This window comes from Panacibacter microcysteis (assembly GCF_015831355.1).
GTDB lineage: Bacteria > Bacteroidota > Bacteroidia > Chitinophagales > Chitinophagaceae > Panacibacter > Panacibacter microcysteis.
On record NZ_JADWYR010000001.1, the window covers coordinates 380,680 to 400,162 of the forward strand.

At 44.1% G+C, this 19,483-nt stretch carries 15 protein-coding genes; 3 read left to right on the top strand and 12 right to left on the bottom strand.

Translation table 11 applies throughout. The features are described 5' to 3' along the window. Window positions 1-75: 75 nt before the first annotated feature. Complete coding sequence (gene proC / locus I5907_RS01565; protein WP_196988993.1) at window positions 76-876, top strand: pyrroline-5-carboxylate reductase; 801 nt, start codon at window positions 76-78, stop codon at window positions 874-876. Between the two features lie 88 nt (window positions 877-964). Here proC and I5907_RS01570 read toward each other — a convergent pair whose 3' ends face one another. The 9 genes from I5907_RS01570 to I5907_RS01610 all read right to left on the bottom strand — a co-directional run bounded on the left by I5907_RS01570 (window position 965) and on the right by I5907_RS01610 (window position 12,046). Then, window positions 965-1,708 (bottom strand): MlaE family ABC transporter permease, encoded by a 744-nt coding sequence (locus I5907_RS01570; RefSeq protein ID WP_346266762.1) that lies wholly within the window; start codon window positions 1,706-1,708, stop codon window positions 965-967. A 235-nt stretch (window positions 1,709-1,943) separates the two neighbouring features. Next, window positions 1,944-4,280 carry an NADP-dependent malic enzyme gene (locus I5907_RS01575; protein ID WP_196988994.1) on the bottom strand — a complete coding sequence of 779 codons (2,337 nt, stop codon included), beginning with the start codon at window positions 4,278-4,280 and terminating at the stop codon, window positions 1,944-1,946. Continuing rightward, on the bottom strand, window positions 4,261-4,401 hold the full coding sequence (locus tag I5907_RS01580) for a hypothetical protein (RefSeq protein WP_196988995.1): 141 nt from the start codon (window positions 4,399-4,401) through the stop codon (window positions 4,261-4,263). Before I5907_RS01580 ends, I5907_RS01575 begins: the two co-directional genes overlap by 20 nt. Window positions 4,402-4,541: 140 nt before the next feature. Next, complete coding sequence (locus tag I5907_RS01585; RefSeq protein WP_196988996.1) at window positions 4,542-6,590, bottom strand: tetratricopeptide repeat-containing sensor histidine kinase; 2,049 nt, start codon at window positions 6,588-6,590, stop codon at window positions 4,542-4,544. Between the two features lie 7 nt (window positions 6,591-6,597). Then, window positions 6,598-7,794: a M20 metallopeptidase family protein gene (locus I5907_RS01590; protein WP_196988997.1), complete on the bottom strand. Its 1,197-nt coding sequence runs from the start codon at window positions 7,792-7,794 to the stop codon at window positions 6,598-6,600. Window positions 7,795-7,810: 16 nt separating this feature from the next. Further along, window positions 7,811-8,248, bottom strand: coding sequence for an SPOR domain-containing protein (locus I5907_RS01595; RefSeq protein WP_196988998.1), 438 nt, complete (start codon window positions 8,246-8,248; stop codon window positions 7,811-7,813). A 45-nt stretch (window positions 8,249-8,293) separates the two neighbouring features. Next, a complete protein-coding gene (gene deoC / locus I5907_RS01600) occupies window positions 8,294-8,965 on the bottom strand; it encodes a deoxyribose-phosphate aldolase (RefSeq protein WP_196988999.1) in 672 nt (223 codons plus the stop codon). Window positions 8,966-9,224: 259 nt separating this feature from the next. Then, window positions 9,225-9,980, bottom strand: a complete 756-nt coding sequence (locus I5907_RS01605; protein ID WP_196989000.1) for a phosphoglycerol geranylgeranyltransferase — start codon at window positions 9,978-9,980, stop codon at window positions 9,225-9,227. Window positions 9,981-10,243: 263 nt separating this feature from the next. After that, entirely contained in the window at window positions 10,244-12,046 is a 1,803-nt protein-coding gene (locus I5907_RS01610; RefSeq protein WP_231401929.1) for a CocE/NonD family hydrolase, read from the bottom strand. Window positions 12,047-12,192: 146 nt separating this feature from the next. Here I5907_RS01610 and I5907_RS01615 point away from each other — a divergent pair, with 146 nt between their 5' ends. Both I5907_RS01615 and I5907_RS01620 read left to right on the top strand, forming a co-directional pair. Continuing rightward, entirely contained in the window at window positions 12,193-12,861 is a 669-nt protein-coding gene (locus I5907_RS01615; RefSeq protein ID WP_346266763.1) for a lipoprotein signal peptidase, read from the top strand. 159 nt (window positions 12,862-13,020) lie between these two features. Beyond that, complete coding sequence (locus I5907_RS01620; RefSeq protein ID WP_196989002.1) at window positions 13,021-14,238, top strand: FtsX-like permease family protein; 1,218 nt, start codon at window positions 13,021-13,023, stop codon at window positions 14,236-14,238. 108 nt (window positions 14,239-14,346) lie between these two features. Here I5907_RS01620 and kbl read toward each other — a convergent pair whose 3' ends face one another. From kbl to I5907_RS01635, 3 genes are all read right to left on the bottom strand, one after another. Further along, window positions 14,347-15,534 carry a glycine C-acetyltransferase gene (gene kbl, locus I5907_RS01625; RefSeq protein ID WP_196989003.1) on the bottom strand — a complete coding sequence of 396 codons (1,188 nt, stop codon included), beginning with the start codon at window positions 15,532-15,534 and terminating at the stop codon, window positions 14,347-14,349. A gap of 121 nt (window positions 15,535-15,655) precedes the next feature. Beyond that, entirely contained in the window at window positions 15,656-17,734 is a 2,079-nt protein-coding gene (locus I5907_RS01630; RefSeq protein WP_196989004.1) for an insulinase family protein, read from the bottom strand. 160 nt (window positions 17,735-17,894) lie between these two features. Beyond that, window positions 17,895-19,226 carry a M16 family metallopeptidase gene (locus I5907_RS01635; protein WP_196989005.1) on the bottom strand — a complete coding sequence of 444 codons (1,332 nt, stop codon included), beginning with the start codon at window positions 19,224-19,226 and terminating at the stop codon, window positions 17,895-17,897. Window positions 19,227-19,483 lie beyond the last annotated feature (257 nt).

A 19,483-nucleotide genomic window follows, 5' to 3' on the forward strand; every position in this document is an offset into this window, starting at 1 on the left:
TGACCAGAGCTTTGTCATAATTTTTTTTGATGAGATTGTCGCAGGTTTCAAGCAAAAAATCACAACCAAAATAACATGAGTAAAAAAATAGCCATCATTGGTGGTGGCAATCTCGGTACAGCAATAGCTGAAGGTCTTGTAAACAGCGGGTTTACAAAAGCAGAACATATCATTATCACCAAAAGAAATATCAGCACACTTGCTTCACTGGAAGAAAAAGGCGTGCTTGTAAGCAACAATAACGAAGAAGCCATACAGTTTGCAGACTGGGTAATACTGGCTGTAAAACCATTCCAGATAAAAGAGATATTGCAACAGTTGAAACCAAAACTGGATGCAAAACGACATGTACTTGTAAGTGTTATTACCGGTATATGGATAAAAGATATTCAGGAAATAGTGGGTAATGACTTCACGTTATTCCGCGCTATGCCCAACACAGCAATAGCGATACAGGAAAGTATAACCTGCATCTGCAAACACAATGCATCTGAAGAACAATCGAAATTTGTTGCAGATCTTTTCGACCAGTTGGGTAAAACAGTGGCCATTGAGGAAAAACTGATGGATGCAGCAACAGTATTGGGCGCATGTGGCACCGCATATGCCATGCGTTACATAAGGGCCAATATACAGGGAGGTATAGAAATAGGTTTCGACGCCAAAACTGCATCTTTGATTGCCGCACAAACCGTAAAAGGCGCCGCAGAATTACTGCTTACGAAACATACCCACCCCGAGCAGGAAATAGATAAGGTTACCACGCCAAAAGGCTGCACCATTGCTGGGCTTAATGAAATGGAACACCAGGGTTTCAGTTCTTCGCTGATAAAAGGTGTCATAACGAGTTATAAAAAGATCACGACTGATATGTAATAGTAAAAGGGTTGGTAAATAAAGCCAGTGCTTAAAACATTCAGGCGCTCCTAACAAACATGGCTCATTACCCTCTGCTGACTACCCGCTAGAGGAACAAGGCAGCCAGGATATAATCTGCAAAAAGAATAACAATACAACTTACTACAACAGCGGTTGTACTGGCTCTGCCAATTTCTAATGCACCGCCCTTTACATGATAACCATAGTAGGCGGGAATACTGCTGATGATAAAGGCGAAAGTGTACGCTTTGTATAAGGCAAATGTGATATTAAAAGGTGTGAGGTTCTGGCGCAAACCATTATCGAAAATTTCGGTTGACAAAATACCGGATAAAGACCCGGCCATTCTGCCGCCCCATATAGCCAGTACCGCAGATACAACAACCAGGCAGGGTACTACTACCAATGCGCCAACAATCTTTGGTGCAACCAGGTAGCTGCGTGTATTAATACCCATTATTTCAAGCGCATCTATTTGTTCTGTGGAGCGCATGTTTCCAAGTTCGCTGGCAATCTTACTGCCTACCACACCTGCCAGCACAATACATACAACTGTTGGAGATAATTCCAGAATAACACTGTCTCTTACAATCTGTGCAATGGTTGACTGCGGCACCAGCGGGCTTACAAGCTGGTAAGCCGTTTGTACGGTAGTTACAGCACCAAGAAACAATGAAATAATGATTACGATTGGTAAAGAACCTACGCCAATTTCTACGCACTGGTGCATAAATTCTTTCCAGTACATTTTAAAATTTTCAGGTTTGGTGAACATGCTTCGCAGCATGAGCAGAAACCTTCCGAGATGATTGAGAAATAAACCTATCACTGGTAATTTTTTTTGGACCGCTCTTTTGAATATTGTTTAACTTTCTTCTACCACGTAACCGTGGTATAATGAAGCCTTTGCTTTAACCTTCGTGTTGCCCATCATGGCTTCGCAGTACAAGTGAGTGACACAACAGGCGATGCCATGAAATACTACAGCCGGCAAAACAGTATATCTCTTTACCTGGAAACTGCTGCGAACAAATGAAAGCTTCCTGTTATTACCTCTTTCTGATCTATCGTTTCTTCTTCTTCAAACGCTTCCACCAGGGAGAACGCTGAATAACTTCATTTGGATTTACCCTGCATTTCATCTGCGCATCTACTACTGCAATATTAGCCATATTAATGATGCTACGCACACTGCTGCCTATCTGTAATACATGCACGGGCTTTTTTACACCCAGCAGTATAGGGCCAATAGCATCTGCACCGCCCACTTCTTTCAGCAGATTGTATGCCACGTTGCCCGCAGCAAGATTGGGAAATATCAATACATTCACGTCTTCATCAACAAGATCGCTGAAAGGGAAATTATCTTTTAAGATGTCTTTGTTAAACGGTACCCAGGCCTGCATTTCGCCATCTACGATCAGCGATGGATTGCGCTGCTTTACCAGGCGGGTAGCTTCTGCCACGAGCCTTGCTTCAGGGGAATTACTGCTACCGAAATTACTGTAGCTAAGCATGGCTATGCGTGGTACAATATTAAAGTTGCGCACCTCTCTGGCCACCATTATGGTAATGTCTGCCAGTTCTTCGGCCGTGGGGTTGAAATTGACTGTTGTATCAGCCAGGAACAGAGGGCCGCGTTTGGTAAGCAAAAGGTACATACCAGCAATCTTTTTCACTCCTTCTTCGGTACCGATGATCTGCAGTGCAGGTTTTATAGCATCTACATAGTTGCGTGTAAGACCCGATATCATTGCATCTGCATCGCCGGTTTCAACCATCATGCAACCAAAATAGGTACGGTCGCGCATCATTTTTTTACTCTCGTAATAGTTGAAACCTTTGCGTTGCCTTTTCTTAAAGAAAAGCTCTGCATAAAAGTTTCTTTTTTCTTCCATCTCATCGCTTTTGGGGTCGATGATGGGTATATCGGTAATATCAATATGGTTATCGCCTGCAATCCTTCTGATTCTTGTTTCATCGCCCAATAAAATAGGGTAAGCAATACCATCATCGTAAATGATGCTTGCTGCTTTCAGGATCTTCTGGTTATCGGCTTCTACAAACACAATACGGCGTGGATCTCGCCTGGCTTTTGTGCCGATCACCCGCATCACCTGGTTATCGAGCCCGAGTCTTTTGTTCAGATCGAGCACATACTTATCCCAGTCGGCAACAGGATTCTTGGCAACGCCACTATCCATGGCAGCTTTGGCAACCGCCGGTGCAACCGTGGCCAGTAAACGCGGATCGAGTGGCTTGGGAATAATATACTCAGGACCGAAAGCCATACTTTTTTGATTGTAAGCAAGGTTTACAATATCCGGCACCGGTGTTTTGGCCATTTGTGCCAAAGCCTGCACTGCAGCGAGTTTCATTGCTTCGTTAATGCTGCTTGCACGCACATCAAGTGCGCCACGAAATATGTACGGAAAGCCGAGTACGTTATTTACCTGGTTGGGGTAATCGCTTCGCCCGGTTGCCATAATAATATCTTTCCTTACAGCTACAGCCGTTTCGTAAGCTATTTCCGGATCCGGGTTTGCCATGGCAAAAACAATGGGGTTTTTTGCCATGCTTTTTACCATTTCCGGCGTAAGAATATTGCCTACACTAAGACCGAGAAAAACATCTGCATCTTTTATTGCTTCGGTAAGTGTTACATCACTTTTATTAATGGCGAATTTTATTTTTGTTTCATCCAGGTCTGTCCTTCCGCGGTGCAGCACGCCGTCTTTATCAAACATGGTAAAGTGCTCGTAGCGGGCGCCCAATGCCACATATAACTGCACACAGGCCATGGCAGCGGCACCCGCACCACTGACAACAAAATGCACTTTTTCAATTTTCTTTTTCTGTATTTCGAGCGCATTGAGCAATGCAGCAGAACTGATGATTGCCGTACCATGCTGATCATCGTGCATTACCGGGATGTGTAATTCCTCGCGCAGTTTTTGCTCGATGTAAAAACATTCGGGTGCCTTTATGTCTTCAAGGTTTATACCACCAAAAGTTGGCTCGAGCGCCTTTACAATCTGCACAAACTTTTCCGGGTCTTTTTCGTTTATCTCTATGTCAAAAACATCAATGTCTGCAAAGATTTTAAAGAGTACGCCCTTGCCTTCCATTACAGGTTTACCGGCTTCCGGGCCAATATCTCCCAAACCCAGTACCGCCGTGCCATTGCTTATTACGGCCACCAGGTTTCCTTTGGCGGTATATTTATAAACATCTTCTTTATTAAGGGCTATTTCTTTGCATGGTTCCGCCACACCCGGGCTGTAGGCCAGCGAAAGATCGCGTTGGGTTTTGGCTTCTTTGGTTGGTACCACTTCAATCTTTCCGGGCCTGCCGTTTGCATGGTATTCCAGCGCCTGTTCTCTACGTAATTCTTTTGCCATAATTTTTTATAATGATGATACCGGCACCTGTGCAGGTGGCATCGCCTGTTGTGTCACTCACTTGTACGTTCGGAAGAAAAAGCAACAAGGCAACAGGCAACAGTGCAGCAATCCTGTGCATAATACGCTGTTTGCTGCTGATTCCTGTACTACAGTACAAGTGTGCGACGCAAGGGACGATGCTATAAGTACAAATGCCGGGCTCAAAAAAATACAACCGTTTGTAAAGGGCGCAAATTAAGTGAAATGTGCCTGATTCTGCTAATCTGCCTTTGGTTTAGCGGGAGGCGTTATGGAAAAAATAACGGTAGTGCCTTCGTTGGGCTCGGTTTTAATGGTAAGACTTTCATTTAGTTTTTCGAGCAGGTCGTAGCTGAACATAAGGCCCAGTCCTGTACCTTTTTCATTGTTGGTGCCGCGTGTTGAAATAAATTCTTTCTTGCTGATCTTTTCTAAAATACTGTAAGCAATACCTGCACCTTCGTCCTGTATATGCACGAGTACTTCGGTGTTTCCCGGGAAAGCCTTTAGCATAATCTGTTTGCCGGGAGGTGTAAACTTAATGGCGTTTGAGACCATGTTTCGCATAACGGTATGAATAATTTCACGGTCTGACACCACTTCCAGGTCGGCAGGTATTTCATTTTTAAGCACCAGGGATTTATCTTTTACAGACTGCTTATATAATACGAGTACATCTTCTGCCAGCTCGTACAGGTTAAAGCTTACCCTGTCTACATTGAGCACATGTATCTGCTCCCTTGCCCATACCAGTGTATTGTCGAGCATGCTGATGAGGTGTTTGATATCATTATCGAGCAGCATGCTAAGTTGTGCAAACTCTTCTTTGTTGATGATTTTTTCCCTGGTAAGGTACAGGGTGTTCTGCAGGGAGGTAAGGGGTGCACGCACATCGTGTGCAATCATGGAGATCAGTTTATCCCTGATGGCATTGATTACTGCAAGCTCCCTGTTTTTTGCTTCTGTGGTATTTTGCTGGTCTTTTAATGACTCGAGCGCTACTGTTTTTTGCCGGTACATAGAGGCAAGAAAAATGCCGATGATCAATAATAAAATGCCTGTAATACCAATAAGGATGACCACTTTCCGCTGCAGGCTGTTTTGCATTTTCAGCTGCTCATTTTCCTTGTCTTTTTTCAGCACTTCAGATTCTATGGCAAGTTTTTGGGCAGCCTTTATTTTTTCCTCGTTGTAGGCAATTTCGTTTAAAGCGGCAAACTCCAGCATGTGTTCGTATGCTTCCTGGTATTTGCCTTTAGCCGAATCTACCCTGGCCATATAACGCAGGTAATTGAGTTCCTGCTCGGCAATGTTTGCTGCTTTTACCTTACTGAATTCTTTGTGCAGGATGTCTGACGCCATATCGTATTTCTGCTCAGATAAAGCCACCACGCCCAGGCCCATCATAGCAAGTGCATAATCTGCCTCAGAAATATCATTCTTGTCGTAGTGCTCAATGGCTTTGCTGTAGTATTTTTTTGCCTGCCCGTAATTGCCCGATTTCACATACATGTCGCCCATTTGCTGGCAAACATCGGCTACCTGGTAAGGCTCATCAAGCATTGAAAAAACAGAATCAGCAATTTCGAAATGAACCTTTGCAGAATCGTACTGCTTTTTAACGACATGCACTTTGGCAAGGTTGATCTCGTTATTGGCGTACTGATCGTAGTATTCATTTTCCAGGTAGTATTGGGCGGCACTCTTCAGGTAATGCTGGGCCTGTTCTGTGTCTCCCAGGCCAAGATATTCAGAACCGAGGTTTGTATATGCGGAAGCCCTTACAAAAGAATCGTTTAATTTGTCTACATAAGGGAGGGCTTTCAAAGTGTATTGTAATGCTTTATCCCATTCATTCTCCAGTTCGTATACGTAAGCCATACCAAGGTAACCATCCTGCTGCCAGAACTCGTTGCGGGTCTTTTCTGCCAGTTCCAGTTCACGGAAATAAATATTCAATGCTTTTGCAGACTGTCTTTGCCAGGAGTACACACTACCCAACTGGGACATTGCCGCGAATATGGAATTGTGTGACTTTATCTTTTCAGCGAGGTGAAGTGCTTTGGTGGCATAAATCTCTGCATTGCCAAGGTTAACGCCCTGGTAATAGCCTGACAATTTGATTAACAGGTCTACCCGTACAGAGTCTTCCTTTGTGTGATAGTTGAGTAAACGGGAAAGACTGTCTATAGCACGCTGCTGTGCGTTTACAGCAGTGCAAAATATGCAAAACCACGAAAGCATGAAAAACGGCTTCACAAGCCTTTTTCTTATGTACAATTCTGTCATGTGTTGTTTATGAGGGTTCCGGTTCAACAGCAAGTGTAGCACCGAGCCATGCCATTACGCCAATGCCTGTAGCAATCGCATCTTCATCTATGTTAAACCTGGGTGTATGAACATTATGAATGATTCCTTTTTCTTCATTCCTTACTCCCAGCCTGAAAAAACAACCTGGGATTTTTTGTGTGTAATAACCGAAATCTTCAGCACCCATCCTCATTTCAGTTTCGGAGACAAACCGTGCGCCTACATAATCAGCCGCAAGCGCTTTTGCAGCTGCGGTCAACCTTGCGTCATTATCTACAGCGGGATAGCCTACATCAATATGTATATACGCTTCTGCGCCCATTGCACTGGCAATGCCCGTTGTTTGCTTTCGTATAAGTTCATGCGCTTTGAAACGCCATTCTTCATCCATCGCCCTGAACGTTCCCATTAATTTCACCTCGCTCGGTATAACGTTGGTTGTGTTGCCACCCTGGAAAGAGCAGATTGATAAAACCGACGGTGAAAAAGGATTATTGTTACGGCTGATAACCTGTTGCAGACTTACAATTACCTGAGAAGCCACAAGTATAGTATCTGCAGTAAGATGTGGAGCGGCAGCATGGCCGCCTTTACTTTTTATAGTGATGTATATCTCATCTGCACTGGCCATTACGCGGCCACTGCGAAAACTGAGATGTCCGGTATCAAGAGACGGGTTTACGTGCAACGCTACAATACCCTGCGGCACCGGGCTTTCCAGTACACCTTCTTTTATCATGAGGCTGGCACCACCGGGGTTTTTTTCTTCGCCGGGCTGGAAAACCAGTTTCAGAGTTCCCTCCCATTCATTCTTTAACTCATGCAATATTCTTGCTGCACCCAGTAAGCAGGTTGTATGCACATCGTGCCCGCAGGCATGCATGATACCAGGCTGCTGTGATTTATATGCTACGTCATTTTCTTCTCTTATCGGCAAAGCGTCCATGTCTGCACGCAAGGCAATAACCCTGCTGCCGGGATTTCTGCCCTCAATCGTGGCTACAACGCCGGTTGTAGCAATAACCGTAAAAGGAATACCTAAAACTTCAAGTTGCTGTTGTATAAAGGAAGACGTGGCAAATTCCTGGTAGCTTAATTCCGGGTTTGCATGTAAATGATGCCGGATAGCAATAAATGTTTCGCTGTATTGTGCTACCAGGGTATTGATCTTCTCTTTTAGCATATGTAATGGTTTCGCGCTAGTTGACCGCGGGATCTTCTTCATCCTCTCCAGGGGTATATTCAATGATATCTTCTACAACGTAAGCATTCTGGGGATATTTCTTTGATAACTGCGATTTAAAAGAAATCGCTTCAGCCTTTTCATAAAAATTCCCGATCCTTACTTTAAAATATGGCGATTGAAAAAGTACATACGATTTCTGATCAGGAAACATTTGCAGGAGGTCTGACTTTGCTTTAAAAGCTTCATCCCTGCTGCGGCTGTTAAGTACCTGTAACCTGAAACCCTTGTACTGGCCATTGCTTGTCATTTTAGCCGTTAATTTGTTTACCGCCGCCTGTTTTGCCGTTAATACGTCCAGCCTTGCATCTTTATGGATAATAACCGTATCTGTGGCCGCGGCTTTAAAAACAATAAAACAGCAGAATAGTATTAATAACGACGATCGGCACATATATAATTTTTTATACAGCTAAAAATAAAATTAATATTGATTGGTTTAATAATCTGTTGAATCGTCCGACGCCTGCTGCATGATCGAAACTCCAGCACTGCAGCCCAGCCGTTCCGCTCCTGCCTCTACCAGCTCCCGGGCAAAACCGTAGGTTCTTATACCGCCTGAAGCTTTTATTTTTACAGCAGCAGGCAGGTGCTTTTTAAAAAGCTTTACAGCCTCTACCGTGGCGCCGGCTTCTGCATAGCCTGTGGAAGTTTTCAAATAATCTATGCCGGCAGCACCGTATAAGTCGCAACACCTGGTAATTTCCTCGTTGGTCAATATGCCTGACTCTATGATGATCTTGATGACTTTCTGCTTTTGCCGTACTATAGGCATTATATGATTGATTTCGTTTGCGAGGTATTCCCAGTCATTGTTTTTGAGCGCTATCAGATTAATCACCATGTCCAGCTCGTCTGCACCATCTACAATAGCCAGCAGCACCTCCGCAATTTTTGCCTCTGTGGCTGAGTAACCAAAAGGAAAACCAATTACCGTTGCGGTTTTAACGCCAGACCCTTCCAGTAAATGCTTTGCTTTTTTTACAAACGGTGGCGGCACACAAACGGCCGCGAAATTATACTCACGGGCTTCTTTACATAATTTTTCGATATCAGCAACCAGTGTTGTAGGCTTTAGAATGGTATGGTCAATGTACCTGTTTAGTTCCATATTGATAGCTTGCAGGCGCAAAGATAAGTTTATGATTTTTGCCCGAAGGGATGAGATTGTTAAGCATGCAAAGCCTGCGTACCCTGTACCAGGGTATAGAAACAATATAGCTCAACCATAAACGTACCTGCATACGATGCTGTTTGCAAGGAGGTGCGCTGTAGTGCCCGGAACTGCTGAATAATGAGATACAGCACAAGAGTGCGACGCAAGAGAAGCCGCAGAGCGGTTTACAGCCGGCTACCAAAATAAAAAACGATTAAACCAATACGGGAACAGAGTGAACAGCATCGCTCATTTCTTTTATAAGAGACGAGTCTTTCTCAATTGCATTGCCCACCACTATAACATCTGCACCCGATTTGCAGTTGAGGTATGCTTTTTCAGGATCGGTAATGCCGCCACCCACAATCAGCGGGGCTTCTATACTGGCAGACACTTTTTCGATCATGGCCTCGCTAACGGGCCTTTTGGCGCCACTGCCGGAATCCATGTAGATGAGCTTCATGCCCAGCATTTCGCCCGCCATAGCGGTGCACATGGCAATTTCATTTTTGTCTGACGGAATGGGAGATGCGTTTGAAATGTAAGAAACTGTTGTTGGTGCGCCACCATCAATAACCATATAGCCGGTTGGCATTATTTCCAGGCCAGATTGTTTTACAAACGGCGCACTGATTACGTGCTGACCAATAAGCAGTTCGGGATTACGGCCTGATATTAAAGAAAGGTACAATAAGGCATCTGCGTATTTGCTAACCTGCGATGGTGCGCCGGGAAAAAGGACCACGGGAATGTCACAGGCCGCTTTTATGTGCTGAATGCATTGATCAAGATAATTTGAAATAACTAGGCTGCCACCTACAAAAAAATAGTCCACTTTAGCATCCAGAGCCAGGGTTATAAGGTTATCAATCTTACCGCCATCAACTTTATCGGGATCAATAAGCACCGTGAATGATTTGCGCCCTGCTCTTTTTTTCTCGGTTAACTGGTTGTATATCGTTTGCTTCATGCCTGTTTTTAAAATGGTGCCTGTTGCAAAAATGCAAAAAAAAATGCTTCGCAAGGCATTTTACCTATCCAAAAAGAATACCTGATTTGTAAATACGGGTATTTTTTGATGATTAACCCGGCTGTAATACCAGAATTTGGCTTCCGTTGCGTCGCACTCTTCAACGGTTAGATCTTTATTGGGCAACACGAAGACAGCGATACAACCTGCCTGTAAACCACAATTTTGTCAGGACCAGCCCTGGTAACCTATGTGTGATTGGCTTACTCGAGCTCGGTGCAACTGATCCAGGATGGATACTGGCTGCTGTGCAAAATTTTAATCGACTGTTTTTTGAAATCGGTGTCTTTTGCAGCAGGTATGTTTAAAAATTGCTGTGGATTACGGTCTACCAGCGGAAACCATGAGCTCTGCACCTGCACCATAATCTGATGTCCTTTTTTAAAAGTGTGCGCTACATCATTGAGTTGCAATTTTACCGGCGTTATTTTACCCGGTTTAAAAGGTTCGGGTTTTTTAAAGCTGTTACGAAACTTTCCCCTTAACACCTCTGCTCTTACCAATTGCTGCGTGGCGGCAGAATCAGGCAAAACATCAATAATCTTTACAATAAAATCTGCGTCTGTACCGGTTATACTTACAGACAGGTTTGCCGTTAGCGGCCCGGCCAGGGTAATATCTTTATCGAGCACAACAGAAGTGTAGCAAAGTACATCGTTGCGCACAGCGGCAAACTGCTGGTTGGCCGCCATGTATTCGCTCAGCCGCTCGCCGGCAATTTTATTTATGTAGGGTACCGGGTTCGCCGGGTCTGATACGTATTCATCGGCGCCTGTGGTAGCCACATCGTTTAATTCCAGTTGATGATTTGCATTCAACAATAATTTTCGTGTTTTAACTCCTGCCGGCGGCCATTGCGCAAAACGCTTCCATTCATTGGTGCCTGTAAAGAAGATCGTTGCCTCGCCCGCATCAAAATTTCCTTTTGCTTTCAGATGATAGTTGAAAAAATCCAGTTCCATCTGCTGAAAATATGCGGCAGTGTTGCTTTCAAAATTGTACGATACAAACCTGTTCCAATTCTGGCGTTCCCATGCACCGTGTGTCCACGGGCCCATTACCAGTCTATTGTCATTTGATTTATTCTGGCTTTCAATAGTACTGTAAGTGTTCAATGCACCAAAAAGATCTTCCGCATCAAACCAGCCACCAACCACCAGTGTAGCGGGTTTTACATTTACCAGGTGTTTCCTGATGTCTCTTGATTGCCAGTAAGCATCTTTCGTTGCATGCGCCAGGTATTCATTCCAAATGTTGCTTTTGCCACCAAAATATTTTGTATTAAGATTGGATAATGCGCCGGCTTTCAGGTAAAAATCATATGCATCTTTTATTTCAAGGTTTTTATCGATGGGCGGGTTGTCTGCCCTGGGTGCGCTTCTAGGGGCATCAAAAAAATTCATAAAATCGAAGTTGTCCATTACAAAGAATGCGCCCCGGTGGTAGGCATCATCTCCCTCAAACTCATCTGTAACGGGCGCCTGCGGAGATACAGCTTTAATTGCAGGATGCGCATTTGGCAGGGCGGCGGTGGCATAAAATCCGGGGTACGAAATACCGTATATACCAACTTTGCCATTGTTGTTGTCAATATTCTTCAGCAACCAGTCTACGGTATCGTAAGTATCGCTGCTTTCGTCTACGTCTTTGTTTGTTTTTTTACCTGGTATATAAGGCGTCATTTCACGGAACACGCCTTCGCTCATGTGGCGGCCACGTACATCCTGGTAAACAAAAATATAAGGTTCATTTTTAAACAACATGTTTGGCCCCAACCGGGAAGGTAAATTGTCTTTACCGTAGGGCTGGCAGGAATATGGTGTACGCACCATCAGAAAAGGCAACTTTCCGGCATTGTTTTTTGGAATGTATATGGCCGTGTATAATCTGGTACCATCCCGCATGGGGATCATTTGCTCAATCTTGGTATAGCTGTCTTTTGGCGCCTGTGCGCAGGAAATATGGACGGTGAAACTGAGGATCACTAAAAAGCGCAAAGCCTTCATGGTTAAGAATTATACCTGCATAGATAAACAATTCCGGCGTAGAAAAATTGAAATTATGCGTAAAGAAGCGAGGCGAAAAACCATTTGTTAAGGTACTAAAGGGCAGCATGCATTTCCCTTATCTTTGCCGCAAATTTTATTTAATCGTGAAGGGTAAGCACGTTGCATTAATCATCACAGGCATTTTACTTGCCGACCAGTTGCTGAAAGTATACATTAAAACCGGCTATTATCTTGGCGAGGAACACAATGTAATCGGCAGTTGGTTCAGGCTGCATTTCGTGGAAAATGAAGGAATGGCCTGGGGCTGGAAATTTGGCGGTGATTTTGGCAAGATCATCCTTACTCTTTTTCGTTTGGTGGCCGTAATTTTTGGTACGTTTTACCTGCGTACCATTATCCGCAAAAAATACCACCGCGGGTTCATTGTTTGTGCGGCTCTCATCTATGCCGGCGCACTGGGTAATCTGATAGACAGTATGTTTTACGGACTTATATTCAGTGAAAGCCAGCCATACCTTATTGCCCAGGCTTTTACCGAGCATAATTATGCTACCTTTTTGCATGGCAAGGTTGTAGACATGCTTTACTTCCCCATCATTACGGATGCAACGTTCCCATCATGGTTTCCGCTGTGGGGTGGCGAAAGTTTCGAATTCTTCAGACCGGTCTTTAACCTGGCCGATGCTTCTATATCTGCCGGTGTGATTGCGCTGCTCCTGTGGCAGAAAAAATTCTTCCCTACAAAAGATGAAGAAAAACATGCTACTGTTGAGACCGAAGCTGTAGTTGATGACCGTACACAGGTATTGTAACAGTGGGCGCATAAGCTGTATGCAGTTTACACGATGATTGTGGCCTTGCTGACTAATGAACCGGACGTACAAGTGAGTGACACAACCGCAGTTACATAGTAGCAATGCTGCCCGGTACAAAATAGATTAACTTCCGTTTCATTTTCTAAATCTCAGCACTTGAATTTCCTTTTTGCATGGCGGTATTTCAGGAGTAAAAAGTCTGCCAATGCCATTAACATCATTGCGTGGATCAGCGTGCTTGCTATTGCAGTAGGCACGGCCGCGCTTATCATAGTGCTAAGTGTATTCAACGGTTTTGAAGATATTGTTAAAGGCCTTTACAGCGATTTTTACTCAGACATTCGCATTACACCTGCCAAAGGAAAATATGCAGCTTTTACGCCTGATATGGTGCAGAAAATTGCGGCTACCCCGGGCATTGGCGAGATCAGTTTTTTCGTGGAAGAAAAAGCCGTTCTGATGAATGGTGATTACCAGACCATCGTATACCTGAAAGGCGTAGACGCTGCTTACGATAAAGTATGTAACCTGAGCAAGCATATTGAACGTGGTACATACAACCTTGGAACCGATGAAGAGCCAGCCATTATTGCCGGCTCTGGCATCAGCAATGCTGTAGGTGCAGACCCGCAGGATAAACTGTCTAATCTTATTGTGTATTTGCCCAACAGGAAGGCCAACACGTTTGACAACCTGGAGGCCATGCATTCTTACAATGTTGTAACCAGCGGCATATTTGCCATTCAGCAGGAGTTTGATGATAAATACGCATTTACCAATCTCAGGTTTATGCAATATATGCTCGACCTGAAAAATGAAGAGTACAGCGGTGTGGACATACTTTTGAAACCAGGCAGTAACGAAACGGCAATCAGCAAACAACTGGCGGCCATTACCGGCGATAAAATGAAAGTGCGTACACGCTACGAGCAGAACCAGAGTTTGTTCAGCGTAATGCAGATTGAAAAGTGGGTGATTTATGGTATTCTCTCTCTTATACTTGTAGTTGCTGCGTTTAACATGATTGGCGCACTAACCATGCTGGTACTGGAAAAGCAAAAAGACATTGCTGTACTTAAAGCCATGGGTGCACACACTACACGTATTCAAAACATCTTTTTAAGTGCAGGCCTGGTACTGGCAATTGTAGGTGGCGGCGCTGGTATGTTGCTGGCATTGGTCATTTGCACCCTGCAACTCCAATTTCATTTTATTGAACTTACCGGCAGCACTTTTATCATTAACTACTACCCCGTGCAAATGCACCTGCAGGATTTTTTGCTGGTATCCTTTACAGTGTTTACGGTTGCAGTACTTGCAGCGTGGCTACCCGCAAAAAAAGCTGCATCGCAGCTTTTTTCTCTCAAGAGTTAATATTTTTTGTACCCGGCTGCATTGCTACTATGTAGCTTTACTTGCGTCGCACACTTGTACTGCAGCACTTCAGGCGGCAAGGGTTCAACCAGCTTATACAATCACTGCTTACTTTAGCACCTCCAGTTCTTTACCCACTTTTGTAAATGCAGCGATTGCTTTATCAAGGTGGTGTTGCTCATGCGCGGCGCTCAACTGCACACGAATTCTCGCCTGGCCCTTCGCCACTACCGGGTAAAAGAAACCAATTACATAAATGCCTTCTTCCAGCAGCTTTGCCGCAAAGTTTTGTGCAACCACCGCATCGTATAACATTATCGGAACAATGGGGTGATCGCCCGGTTTAATATCAAAACCGGCAGCCGTCATCTGCGTTCTGAAATAGCGCGTATTGTATTCCAGTTTATCTCTTAGCTCGGTGGTTTCTGTAAGCATATCCAGCACGGCGATAGATGCACCTACAATGCTTGGCGCAACCGTATTAGAAAAAAGATACGGTCTTGAGCGCTGGCGCAGCATCTCGATAATTTCTTTACGACCGCTTGTAAAACCACCACTTGCTCCGCCTAGCGCTTTACCAAGTGTGCCGGTTATGATATCTATGCGGCCCATTACACCGCGGTACTCATGCGTGCCACGGCCTGTTTTACCCAAAAAGCCGGATGAATGACATTCATCAATCATTACAATAGCGTCATACTTATCGGCGAGGTCACAGATTTTATCTAACTGGGCAATGGTGCCATCCATACTAAAAGAACCATCTGTAACAATAATGCGGCTGCGCAAGTGAGCAGCATCGAGCAATTTTGTTTCAAGGTCTTCCATGTTATTGTGCTCGTAGCGGTAGCGCACTGCTTTGCACAAACGCACGCCATCAATAATAGACGCATGGTTAAGTGCATCTGAAATGATGGCATCCTGCTCGTTGAACAAAGGTTCAAAAACACCGCCATTGGCATCGAATGCAGCGGCATATAAAATTGTATCTTCTGTACCTAGAAACTGCGCAAGTTTTGCTTCCAGTTCTTTGTGTATATCCTGTGTACCGCAAATAAAACGTACGCTGCTCATGCCATAACCATGACTGTCAATTGCTTTATGCGCAGCTTCAATAACTTTTGGGTGAGATGAGAGACCGAGGTAATTATTGGCACAAAAATTCAACACCGTTTTACCGCCCACAATTATTTCCGCACCCTGTTCGCTGGTAATAATTCTTTCTTTTTTATACAGGCCGGCGGCTTCTATTTCTGTAAGTTCTGCTTTTATCCGTGCAACAAATTTTTCATTCATGGCAATTTCTGATTAATGAAACAAAGATAGGCGCTATAACAATGAAACAAGGCTGTGAAAAGCGCCGAAAAAAATAAAGCAGTTCATTGCTGAACTGCTTTATCAAAACAAAAGTGGCAGCTTATTTAAAGTCTGCGTCAGTTACGCCTTCGTTTATTTTATATTCACTTATTTCCATTACAAGATCCTGGCTGCCCTGCGCCGCCTGTACAGATATGTTAAAAGTAAAAGGCAAAAGAACATTACCAACTTTTTTAAAATTGGCATATTCAACACTGCGTTGTATTTCCATGCCTCCCTGTTTTTCAACAGCTTCTTCTTTTACAAGATTTCCGGTTGCCACATCATAATACTCAACCGCCTCAGCGCCGGAAGGTGACACAATTTTTACTTTATATGCATCAGCGCCGCCCACTTTATCAGTGCCGGTAACTTCCAGTTTATAGCCCGCTGTTTTATAATACATCTGTGGAAACAAACCTTTGATCTCTTTCTTTTTTGCTAGCTGGTCTGCATCAAAATCCATCTTATTACCCATTTGCGACTGGTAACCTTTTTCACCGTCGAAAGCAGTTCTCATTGCAACCTGGCCATTCATTGAAACTTCCATCAACTCTTTGTTTGGCGCCATTCTTTTAGATGTAGCATCCAGCTGCATGCCCTGCACTGCCAGTGTGCCCGTAGAAGATATTGAATTGATCTTTTTTAATTCGTCTGCGCCGCCTGATACAGTTATGTATTTATCGATGATCTGGTCGGCGGTCATGTTTACCGCTGCATTTGCTTTTGCTTCAACAGGCTTTGCATTCTTGTCATACATCTTTACATCGTACCCAAGTTTTGCAAGACCGGGCTTTACCGCTTCAGCTTTACCTACCACCACAACTCTTGTATCGTTATAGCTAAAATATTTCTGAGCCACGCGCTGCACGTCTTCAACAGTTACCGCATTGATCTTTTGCAGGTATGTTCTGTAAAAATCTTTGGGCAGGTCATTGATGATAATGTTGCTTGCAAATGAAGCCGTACGTGCCGGGTTTTCCAAACCCAATGCAAATGATCCGTTATAAATTCCTTTTGCATTGGCAAGTTCGGTAGCAGAAACTTTCTCTGTTCTTATACGGTTAAGTTCAGTAAGTATTTCGGCCACTGCACTGTCAACTTTATCGTTGCGTACAGAAGCTGTAGCGCTGAACCTGGACTGAAAACGGCCAGAACCTATGTTGGAGTAACTGCCATAAGTAAAGCCATGTTTTTCACGCAGGTTGAGAAATAGTCTTGCATCTGCGCCACCGCCGAGTATCTGGTTGGTAAGCAATACCGGGAAATAGTCTGGGCTGCTCATTGGTAATAACACGAGGTTTGTAACCGTTATTTCGCTTTGTACCGCATTTGGTACGTCTACTATATCGATCTCTGTTTTGGCAGGGTTCTTAACTGTTTTCAGTTGCTCCAGTGATAATGCAGTGCCTTTCCAGTTACCCAACGTTTTTTCAGCCAGAGCTTTAGCCTGGGCAGGTGTAATATCTCCAACGAAGGTCAGGTAGCCACGCGATGGCGTGATATATTTAGCGTAGGCTTTTTTGATGTCATCAAGCGTAATGCTGTTTACAGAAGTCTCGGTAGTAAACTCGCCGGCCGGATGATCAGCACCAAATGACAGAGCGCCTACCACATTTGCAGAAATGGCTTTTGCACTTTTTTCATTCGACTTTATGCCTGTTAAGGTTTGGGTTTTGATTTTATCGAAAGACTCCTGTTTGAATGCAGGGCTTTTTAATGCATCTGTCATTAATGTAAAGGCTTTATCAAAATAACGGGTAAGCGCTCCTACGCTGCCGCCTGATGAACCAAGGCTTACATCTGCACCCATCTGGTCTACTGCCTCATCAAATTCCGCTTTGCTCATTTTTGTTGTACCTTCTGCAAGCATGCCGCCCATAAGATCGAGCGTTCCAGCTTTGCTGCCTTCGGTTACCGGGCCTGCATCTATTGAATAGGTGGCGGTTACTTTTGGCAGTTTATGATTTTCTACTACCAAAACGGTAATGCCATTTGCAAGTTTATAAATAACGGGATCTTTAATGGCAATAGCCGGTGCAGGACCCGGCTTGGGTCTTACACTTCTGTCGACTGCTGATTGCGCCATTGTTACTGTGGTAAACAATAAACCGGTGGCTGCTATAATTATTTGTTTCATTGTATAACTTGTTTGAAAGAAATTGTAATGATTAACTATTTTCCTTTTGCTAATAGAAGCGCTGGCAGTATACTGTGCGCTCCGGCTCAGCAATGCTCATTAGTACAAGAGTGCGACGCAACAGGCGATGCCACATGTACTGCTGCCGGGCTCATAAAAATTAATTAGTGCCTTTAGCTTCGGGTAAATAGTACAACGTTACACGTTGGTTTGGATTGAGGTATTTTTTGGCTACTTCTCTTATCTGCTCACGTGTAATTTTTTTATAAGCATTCAACTCATCATTAATGTGGCCGGTGTTTTTAAAATACACATGCCCATCTGCCAGGTTTTCTGCAACGCCGAGCATGCGTGTGTTGGCGCTTACAAATTCGTTCTCGAACTGGTTCAATAATTTCTGGTAATCCTGCTCGCTGATGAGCTCAGTCTGCAATTTTGCCACTTCTTCGTCTATATCTTTCAACAGGTCTGTAAGTGGCGTGTTGTTGTTTGGCAAAGCATAGGTAATGTATGCTCCATAATCTTCGAGCGAATAATTGAAGGCGCCTACCTGCAATGCATTCTTTTTATCGTCAACCATTTTCCGGTAGAGTTTTGAGCTACCGCCATTCGAGAGATAACTAGAGATCATCTCGAGCACTTTTGAATCTTCAGATGTAAGACCGGGAACGCGGTAAGCCGTCATGATGGCCGGTATCTGTATGTTAGCATCGTACGCGGTATCTACAATTTCTTTTGTAATAGGTGCTTCTTCAATCTTTGGCTGTACAATATCTGCGCCTTTGGGAATGTCGTTAAAATATTTGGCGATCCATTTTTTTGTTTGTTCTATGTCGATGTCTCCGGCAACACTTAGTGTGGCATTGTTGGGCACATAGAATTTTTTAAAGAACGCCTGGAACTCTTCCAGCTTTGCAGCGTCGAGGTCTTCCATGGAACCGATGGGTTGCCAGCGGTACGGATGATTTTTAAACAATCTTGTAAATACTTCTTCGAGGAAATGGCCATAAGGCTGGTTATCTATACGCTGGCGTTTTTCTTCTTTTACTACCTCGTTTTGCGTTTCCACACCTTCGTTATTGATTACCGGGTGCAGCATGCGTTCACTCTCCATCCACAAACCAAGTTCGAGCTGGTTAGAAGGGAATAGCTCATAGTAAAAAGTACGGTCCTGGGATGTGGTGGCATTATCCTGCCCGCCATTGGAAGTAACAATGGTAGACCACTCACCGCGTTTAATATTCTCTGTTCCTTCGAATAAAAGGTGCTCAAAAAAATGCGCGAAACCCGTGCGGCCAACTTCTTCATTTTTTGAACCAACATGATAAAAAACAGTAACAGCCGCTACAGGCGCAGACTTGTCCTGGTGCAGAATAACGTGTAAGCCATTGGGTAAATCATATTCGGTAAAGTCGACCTTCTGCGCATCTGCCGCGGCAGACATCATCAAAAAGCCTCCCATTACCATAGAAAGTTTCATCTTAATGTGCATAGTTATGTTTTTAATTAAGGTTGGCGCAAATGTATTGATTAGAAAATAACGCTGGTTAGGTTGTTTGTTAAAGCACGCAAAATATGGATTAGCGGTAAGAGTATGATGGTACCAGCTTTTGAGCACTGTGGCATCGCCTGTTGTGTCACTCACTTTTGCGTTCCGTTGTTATGGCGGCTGCAGCGTGCTTTTTGTGCATACAACGCATGGAAGTTGCCAGGCACAACAGCCAAAGCGTTTCATAAAAACTTGCTGCG